The organism is Coriobacteriia bacterium (assembly GCA_031292615.1).
Lineage (GTDB): Bacteria > Actinomycetota > Coriobacteriia > Anaerosomatales > JAAXUF01 > JARLGT01.
The window spans coordinates 24,087-33,276 of the sequence record JARLGT010000053.1 but is presented as its reverse complement, the minus strand read 5'-3'; the positions used below and the strand labels follow the sequence as shown (position 1 = coordinate 33,276).

Below are 9,190 nucleotides of genomic sequence, written 5' to 3'. Positions count from 1 at the left end.
TCCCACCTTGTCCGTCGAGGAGTAGGTCAGCGTGTGCGAGCCCACGGCCGTGGTCGTGACCACGGTGCCGCTCGTCGACGCGCTGCCGTCCAGGGACCACAGCGTCTGTGCCACGCCGGACCCGGCGTCGACAGGCGTCAGAGTGATCGTGGCGGTGTTGAGGTAGGAGCTCGTGGCGTTGGAGCTCGTGACCGGGGCCGTGAAGTCGAGGCGCACCATGGCCGTTTTCGTCGCTTCGAGGTTGCCGACGTTGTCGACCGAGGCGAACGCGATCGTCGTCGTGCCCTCGGCAGCTACTCCTATGCCGGTGGTGTAGGTCGCGGCGGCCGAGCCGTTCACGCCATAGCGCGTCCCGGCCACGCCCGAGTACGGGTCGGTGGCAGACAGGTGCACGGTTGTTGGTGCAGCGAGCCAACCGGTGGCTACATCGCTCGAGGAGACAGGTGCGCTTCTATCGATCAGGACGTAGGCCGTGTTGGTGGCCTCGGTGTTGCCTTTCGAGTCCACGGAGTAGTAGTCGACGCTGTTCGTTCCGTCGGTTGAGATCGTGAATGTGCCTACGTAGGACTGGAGGGCTCCGCCGTTGAGCGCGTAGTAGGTGTTTGCGACGTTGTGCTGCGTATCGTCGGCGACCAGGGCGAACGCGAACGGGGCGTTGTGCCACAAGCCGTCCGTGTTGTCGACGGTGATCGGCGGCGAGTTGTCCGTGCTCGTCGTAAGGTAGCCGATCAAGTCCACGGCATCGAAATGGACACGCTTACCAAGGCCGTTTGAGCAGGTGAGAGTGACGACATGCTGCTCGTCGGGCAGGCCGGTCACGGTCTGAATCACTTGCTGGTACTGGGTCGAGGCGTTGTAGAAGTTGACCGTGTACGTTGCATTGCCGTCCACGGTGATGGTCCCAGTGCCGCCGTACGCGTCCTTGCGGCCGATCAGGTGGAAACCAGTGCCCATGAATGTGAATGCGCAGTAGGCGCCGTTGTAGGTCGTGTAGCGTTCGCTCCCCGCGGAGTCGCTGGCGTTCGAACTCGTTGTCCAGACTGACTTTGGCGTCGGGTTCAAAGCGCTGCTCTCCGTGCGCACCGCCAGGTCGAACGTCGCGCTCTTGACGCTCTCGACGTTACCCACCCCATCCACCGAGTAGAACTCGAGTAGATGAGTGCCGCCGGTCGAGGTGGTCGCCACGCTGCCGGTCGCCCACGCGCTGCCATCAAAGCGCCAGTGCGTGGACGAGACGCCTGACTCGGGATCGCTCGCGGCAAGCGCGATAGTGGCGGAGCCCGAGTACTCCGGCTGCACCGTCACAGTAGTGACTGGTGCCGCAGCGTCGACCTTGACTGCAACGGTCTTGGTGGTCTCGGCGTTTCCTGCGTTGTCGCGCGAGTAGTACTTGAGCGTGGTCGTGCCGTCTGTGGAGATGCTCAAGGGCCCGGATGCGACGGTCGCCGGGTTCGAGCCGTCGGTCGAGTAGTAGGTATTCGCTATGCCCGACAGCGCGTCTGACGAGGTCAGCGTGACGGTGGCCGGAGCTTTGACCCAGCTGGGGGAGGCGTTGTCCGTGGTTCCCGGGACGGTGTTGTCGATCCTGATGGTTGCGGTCTTGATGCTCTCGGTATTGCCGACGGCGTCAACGGCCTTGTACTTGAGTGTCGTCGTGCCTTCGGCCGAGATGGTGACCAGCCCGCCAGTGGCCACTCGGCTGGGATTAGATCCATCGAGCGAGAAGTAGACCGCTGCGACCCCTGAGAGGGAGTCGGTTGAAGTCAGATGGACGTTGACGGGTCCCTTTTGCCATGAGCTCGTGGAGTCGTCTGAGGTCACGGGCGCGGTCTTGTCGATACGCACGCTGGTGACGGTGCTCGTCTCGATGTTGCCTGCGCCGTCGACGGACCAGAACTGCACGCCGGTGGTTCCCTCGGCAGAAATCACGAAGGGAGCCGCGTACGTTGTCGTGGTACTGCCAATCCGGTAGAAGCTGTTGGCCACGAAGGAGTTGACGTCATTGGCGGTCAACGTGATGGTCGCGTTGGTGGCGCGCCAGGCCGAGGTGGCGTCTGAGGTCGTCACCGGCGCGACTGTGTCGCTGGTGATCTGGCCGATCATGTCGATCGCGTCGATGGAGATTCCCGTCCCCGTCGATGCTGCGTTCTTGGTGCCTGTCCAGTCGATACGGACGATGTGCGATGAGTTGGCCAGGCCGGCAGTCGAGAGAATCAGCGCGCTGTCCGCGGGAGTCGCCGAGTAGAAGTCGGCGTTGCCCACGTTGGTACCGTCAACGGTGACCTTGGCGTACCCGAAGGCCGGGCCCGACGAGCCGATGATGTCGAAGCGCGTACCAGTGAAGTTGAAGAACAGCGAGCACTGCGTCGCGTTGACGCTCGCCATGGAGTGTCCGGAGTAGGAAGGGCTGCTGCTCGTAGACCAGCTGCCCTTGAAATACATGCGACTGTCGGTCTGCTCCCAGCGCTGCATCATCTGGTAGGTCGCCGAGCGTGTCGCTTCGACGTTACCTGCGACGTCAGTCGAGGCCCATTGAAGCACGTGCTGACCGGCGACGAGCGGGAGGGTCGCCACGGTGCCGGTGGTCCACGAGCCGCTATCGATGCGCCATTGCGTGCTGGCAACGCCTGAAGCCGAGTCTGTCGGCGTGAGGATAACGGTGCCGGTGGTCGCGTAGCTGGATGCTGCGTTGGATGTAGTCACAGGAGCTGTGCTGTCGATGCGGACAGTGGTTGTCCGAGTGCTCTCAACATTGCCCGCGACGTCGCTCGATCGATAGGCGATGCTCGTTGTGCCTTCGGTCGCGATATGAATGGGCGAGGTTGCGACGATAGACGGTGCCGCACCGTTGAGGCCGTAGATCGTCTGGGCGACCCCGGAGTAGGTGTCGGTAGCGTTCAAGCTCACGTCGACCGGGTTCCTGACCCAGCCGGCCGGTGCGTTGTCGGTGGTGATCGGCGCGCTCAGGTCGACGAGCGCGTACGCGGTGTTGAGCGCCTCAGTATTGGACGCCTTGTCCACTGCGTAGTACTCGACCGGAATCGACCCCTCTTGGCTGACCACGAAGGGGGCGGAGTAGAGGGTCTCGGCGCTAAGACCGACCGTGTACAGGATCTTCTGGACTCCCGACTCCGAGTCGCTTGCGGAGAGGGTCACGGTGATCGGGGTGTGCTGCCAGGTCGTTGGGAGGTTGTCCCATGAGTTCGGGTCGACGTTGTCCACCAGTACTTGAACCGTGTGCGTCGCTTCTCTATTGCCGGCGCCGTCGACGGACCAGAAGTCCACGGTCGTGGTTCCCTCGGCGGTGATAAGCATCGGAGCGGTGTACACCGTGGTGCTGCCAGCGATACTCGCGTAAGTGGTTGCGACCCAGCTGCCTTGGTCGGAGGGCGTGAGCGCCAGCGTGAACGAGTCCTTGTGCCACAGGCCATCAGTATTGTCGCCAGTCACCGGCGCCTGGGTGTCCGCCGTCAGGTTGCCGAGCAGGTCGATGGCGTCTAGGCCGATCGAAGTGCCGCTGGAGGACGGGTTCTTGCTCCCGAGCCACAGAAGCTGGACGGTGTGAGACGTGTTTGCCAGTCCCGTCGCCGAGAACACCACTTGCGGCGAGCCGGTAGAAGTTGCGTAGTAGTCGATCGTACCTGCGGAGGCGCCGTCGATGTTGACCTGCGCGTCGCCCATGTTCGGGCCCATCACGGACCGAAGGTCAACGCGCGTTCCTGTGAATGAGAAATACGCGCCGCCGGCGGAGTTCAGGGAGGCCGTGGTGCCGCCGTAGCTGCCCGCCACCGAGCCTGTCGACCACGGGCCGCGGTAGTAAGCCATCGGGCTCGTCTGGTCGTTCTGGGACAGCACATCGAATGCGACTGTTTGAGTCGGTTCAACGTTTCCAGCGATGTCCGTGGAGCCAAAGGCGAGGGTGTGGCTGCCTACCGCCGTGGTCACCATCACAGTGCCGCTGGTGGCCGCCGAACCATCGAGGCTGTAGCGCGTCTGAGCGACGCCGGATCCGGCGTCCGTAGGCACCAGCATGATCGTCGCGGAGCTAGCGTAGCTGGGAAGAACGGTGCACGTCGTGATTGGGGCGGTACCGTCCACGCGCAGCGTTGCCGTGTGAACGGGCTCGGTGTTGCCAACGCGGTCGACGGAACGGTACTTGAACGTCGTAACGCCGTCAGCACTGAATGTCAGGGGATTCGAGTAGATCAGGCTTGGAGTGGTGTTGTCACTGGAGTAGTACGTGTGATCGACGCCGGAGACGGTGTCCGAGGCGGTCAGGGTCACTGTGAGGTCTGGGCGAACCCAGTTGGTGGCCGCGTTGGAAGGAGCGTACTGAGCGGCGGTCGACGGCGGATCGGTGTCAGCCATGCCGACGAAGCCGACCGTGTCGACAGCGTCGACGTCGATAGTCGCCGAGGTCGAGGACGAGTTCTTGTTGCCGCTCCAGGCGATCTCGACGGTGTGGGTCGCGTCGGACACCTGTCCTGTCGTCCAGATGAGCCTTCGGTACGTCACGGAGCTGGTGTACAGATCGACCGGCGTCGCGGTGCCTCCGTCGATGCGCACGTTTGCCTTACCGAACGCCGGGCCAGTCGTCGCGTAGTAGTCGAGGCGGGTTCCCTTGAACGTGACGAGCGAGCGTGAGCCGGAGCCCACGGCCGTTCCATATGAGCCGCCGAATGCAGCTGCCGTAGTCACGGTGCTCCACGTGCCCTGATTCAGCACGCGGCCGTCGTCCTGCTCGGTGTGGTTCAGTACTTGGTACGCGACCGAATGCGTGGTCTCGGTGAGACCGGAAACGTCTGTCGAGTAGTAGTCCAGCGTATGCGTGCCCAGCGAGCTCGGCAGAACAAGCGCGGTGCCCGAGACCCACGAGCCGCCATCAGTGCGCCAGAAAGTGCTCTGCACCCCTGAGACGCTATCGGAAGTAGTCAGGGAGCCTGCGGGAGTCGTGTAGAAGATGGGCGGGTTTGGGATGCCCACGGCGGTCGTCTGCGGGGCGTTGCGATCGATCTTGACCTGGATGTTGTTGAAGGCCTCCACATTTCCGGAGGTGTCGGTCGACCGGTAGTAGATAGTGGTTGTGCCCTCGGCGGCGACGGTGATCGTGGTCGTGTAGGCGGACAGCGAACCCGCCGAGTACCCCCACACGGTGCTGGCCACGCCGGATTGAGTGTCCTCAGCACTGAGCGCTATCTGCTGGGTGGTGTGCTGCCAGCCGACGGGCGGATTAAGCACCGTCGTGATCGGCGCGGTCACGTCAGGATTGACCTCTTGGAGCGACCAGCGCTCGACGAGGCCCGCAACGCCCTGTCCGGTATCGGTAATCTGATCGTCCACGAAGACGTCGCCGCTGAAGACGGGGGAGTTGACCCAGATCTTGGTCGGGCCATTCAGGAATCCGTTCGGCTTGGTCCTGTACTCGCCAAGAAACGTTCCGTCGGCTGCGTAGCGGGCGAAGCGCCCTGAGGTGAACGGATCGCCGAAGTCCTTCTGATCCACGATGTAGAGCGTGTTGTAGACATCGACGTAGACGTCCTGGGGCGATGAAAGTGCGTCCGCTCCTGCGTCCTGCGGCCGCACTTCAGTCAGAGCGGTTCCGTTGTTGTCGAACTCCATGATTCGGTTGTTCACCGAGTCGGCCACCCACACGTCGTTAAGAGCGTCGACGCACAGGCCGTGGGGGAAGGAGAGCGCGCCATAGGGGCTCGACTCAGCATTAAAGGCGGTGTGCGAGGTGAACGTAGAGTTGTAGCGCACGACTTGGCCATCGGCCGTTGAGCCGGTCACGTGTCCGAACGGGTCAACCACGAAGAGATTGCCGTTGCGGTCGAACTCGAGATCGACGGGCGTGTCAAAGACGCTGGAGTCGCCGACTTGAGCGACAACCTGCCTGGTCGGGATGTCGTACACGAGCACGGACTGCGATGTCCTGCATGTGACATAGAGCTTACCATCGGGTCCAAACGCCGCGCCGCCGAGGCCGGTGAACTGTGACGGGAGGGGCGTGGTGTCGATCAGCAGTCCGGTGCCCGACAGGTGCACGAGCGCGCTGCGGCCGTTGGAGACGAAGTTCGAGTCGTTCTCGGCGATCCACATCGAGCCGTCGGCGGCGGTGGCGAAGCCACCAGTCTGCATGGAGCTCTCCGGGTCCATCTGCTGGCAGCTGTAGGTAGTCGAGGTCTCGTAGCTGTCCGCAATGTTGGGTCGCCCATAGTAGGCGAGCGCGCGAGGCGGGGCCACGAAAGCCGAGGCTGAAGCTGCGAGAAGAGCGGTAACTGCGACTGCGAGCGACAAAGCTACTCTGGCTTTGACTCGCGACTGCGACCTGACCACGAAGTTCCTCCTCATCCTGCCGACCCCCTGTAGGCCGGGCAGAGCCAAACGCGAACAGGACGCGCCCTTGTACGCGTCAGTCTGTGTATCGAACTGCGGGGCGCCCGACCTTAGGCTTCGCGGGCACAAATGTGAGGAGAATCACGAGGTGGGCGCCGGTTATCGCCTCATGTCGCCGCTGGTCGCTGGTATATACTCCGAGTCGCTAGTCCCACCGACGCTCAAATGTCCCTGCGACCGGGAGCCACTCTAGCGATGCAACCAGCTCCTCATGGCACCGCGACTCCAGACGGAAGCTGGCCACAGGCGCCGAGAAGACAGCGGCGCATAGCTGTCGTCATGGCGCTTGTTGTCTGCGATGCGCTCGCCATCCTGGTTGCCGGCCTCACCGCCACTTGGATTCGCTTCGGCGCGGTGACCGCGCCTGTGAAGTTCGAGAACACCACGCTCACGGTGTCCTTCTGGGAGGTAGCGGCAGTCTTGGTGCCGCTCTGGGTGTTCTTCTTGGCCCTAGCTCGCCTCTACGACATCGACTCGGTGACCTGGGGTATTTCAGTGGCTGGCCGGGTCACTCGCTCGTTGAGCTTGGGCGTCGTCGCTCTCATTCTCGTTACCTACTTGGCGAAACTCCCCGGCCTGTCGCGTGGCTGGACCCTCCTGACCTGGATCGCGTCGGTCATCCTCGTTCTGGGCGGGCGCGGCGTCGTTGCGCTCGTGGTCGCTTGGGCGCGCCAAAGCGGTCGCCTGCTGCAGAAGACGCTTATCGTCGGTTCCAACGCCGAAGCGGCCGACATCCTGCGCATTCTTCGCGCGGATCCCGGCGGCGGACTCGTCCCCGTGGCATGTCTCGCATCGTCGCAGGCCGAGAGGCTCGCGCTGGACTTCATCGCCGGCGATATCCCCGTTGTGGGCTCGGCTCGCGAGGTCGCCGCGGTGGTCGCGCGGCTCGGCGCGGAGGTCGTTGTGATCGCGTCGACAGCGTTTGAGCACGATGTCGTGGCCCGCATGATAGCTGAGCTGCGAACGTCCGACGCCGACGTGCACATCTCGTCGGGCCTCTTTGAGGTGCTGACCAGCCGAGTCATCATCACCGAGCTTGCCGGCGTGCCGCTCATCACCGTCAAAGGCATCTCGTTGTCGAAGGGCAACGTGCTCGCCAAGCGGTTCTTCGACTTGGTTTCCTCGGCGATCGTGGTGGTTGTGGGGCTTCCCATCTGGCTGGCAATCGCTGCGGCGATCAAGCTGACGAGCCAAGGGCCCATCCTCTACACCCAAGAGCGCGTCGGTCGCGATGGCCAGAAGTTTGGGATGTACAAGTTCCGGTCGATGTACGCCGACGCCGACGCGCGCCTGGCCGAGGTCGTTGCAGCGGACGAGGCGAGCGGGCCTCTCTTCAAGATGAAGTCCGATCCGCGAGTCACATCCGTGGGCAAGTGGCTGCGGAAGTTCTCGCTCGACGAGATTCCGCAGATCATCAACGTCGTTCGCGGCGAGATGTCGCTCGTGGGACCTCGCCCTCCGCTTCCGCGCGAGGTGGCCCTGTATAGCAAGCACGACTGGCGCCGCCTAGAGGTAGTACCCGGCATGACTGGGCTGTGGCAGGTCTCGGGCCGCTCGGCTCTTACTTTCGACGAAATGGTCCGCTTGGACCTGTTCTACATCGAGAACTGGTCGGTGGGTCTGGATCTCACGCTCATCTTCCGCACAATCCCGGCCGTGCTCTTCGCGCGCGGCGCGTACTAGAGAGGCTTCACGCATGCGAATCATCGTTGTGGTCGGCGCGCGCCCCAACTTCATCAAGATCGGGCCGCTCATGCCGGCGTTTGCCGAGGCGGGCATCGACGCCCAGATCGCCCACACGGGCCAGCACTACGACGTCTCAATGTCCGACGTCTTCTTCTCCGACCTCGAGTTGCCCGAGCCCACGTGGTTCCTCGGCATCGGGTCGGGCACGCATGCGGTACAGACCGGGCGAGCGATGATAGCGCTGGAGGAGCTCCTCATCGCCGAGAAGCCCGACGCGCTGCTGGTAGTAGGCGACGTTAACTCCACGCTGGCGGGTGCGCTTGCCGCGAGCAAGATCGGCATCCCCGTCGTGCATCTGGAGGCCGGTCTGCGCAGCGGCGACATGTCCATGCCCGAGGAGCTCAATCGCCTCGTGACCGACCAGCTCTCGTCGATGCTGCTTACCCCGGTCGAGAGCGCGGAGGCAAATCTGCTCGCCGAGGGAGTGGTCGCCGAGCGAATCACGTTTGTCGGCAACGTCATGGCGGAGTCGGTGCTGCGCAACCTGCCCAGAATCGCCGATCGCGATATTGCAACCCGATACGGGCTGACCAAGGGCGCGTACGTCCTTGCAACCGTGCACCGTCCCGAGAACACCGACCATCCCGAGCGGCTCGCCGAGATCGCAGCGGCGCTTCGTGAGGCGGGCCTGCCCGTGCTGTTCCCCGTGCATCCTCGCACCAGGCCCCTGCTCGCGCTCGCTGGCCTGCCCGGGGCCGAGGGCGCTGTGCGGCTCGTCGACCCGGTGGGCTACCTCGATATGCTCGCACTGCAACGCGATGCCGCCGTAGTCATCACTGACTCCGGTGGCATCCAAGAGGAGACGTGCATGGTCAACACGCCCTGTGTGACCGTGCGTCGCAATACCGAGCGCCAGATCACGATCGCCATCGGCTCGAACCGGCTGGTATCGGCGTCGCGGGTCGACATGCTGGCTGGGCTCTCGGCGGCCTTGGAGGCTCCAATCGAATGGCAGCCACCGGCGCGCTGGGACGAGGACGTTGCAAAGCGCGTGGTAGACGCGCTGCTCGGCGGCATCATCCCGCTAGCGCACTAGGGCTGGCAGCTC

At 63.8% G+C, this 9,190-nt stretch carries 3 protein-coding genes; 2 read left to right on the top strand and 1 reads right to left on the bottom strand.

What is annotated here, in order from left to right; translation table 11 throughout:
- Positions 1–6,336, bottom strand: a 6,336-nt coding sequence (locus P4L93_04850) for a chitobiase/beta-hexosaminidase C-terminal domain-containing protein (protein MDR3686269.1), incomplete at its 3' end; no start/stop codon positions are given.
- 339 nt (positions 6,337–6,675) lie between these two features.
- On the opposite strand from P4L93_04850, the gene P4L93_04845 reads away from it, so the two are divergent.
- Positions 6,676–8,079: a sugar transferase gene (locus P4L93_04845; GenBank protein MDR3686268.1), complete on the top strand. Its 1,404-nt coding sequence runs from the start codon at positions 6,676–6,678 to the stop codon at positions 8,077–8,079.
- A 13-nt stretch (positions 8,080–8,092) separates the two neighbouring features.
- Complete coding sequence (wecB, locus tag P4L93_04840; protein ID MDR3686267.1) at positions 8,093–9,178, top strand: UDP-N-acetylglucosamine 2-epimerase (non-hydrolyzing); 1,086 nt, start codon at positions 8,093–8,095, stop codon at positions 9,176–9,178.
- Positions 9,179–9,190: the final 12 nt, after the last annotated feature.

Coding starts and splice junctions, on each gene's coding strand:
- P4L93_04845 (MDR3686268.1), top strand. CDS start 6,676: ATGGCGCTTGTTGTCTGCGATGCGCTCGCCATCCTGGTTGCCGGCCTC.
- wecB (MDR3686267.1), top strand. CDS start 8,093: ATGCGAATCATCGTTGTGGTCGGCGCGCGCCCCAACTTCATCAAGATC.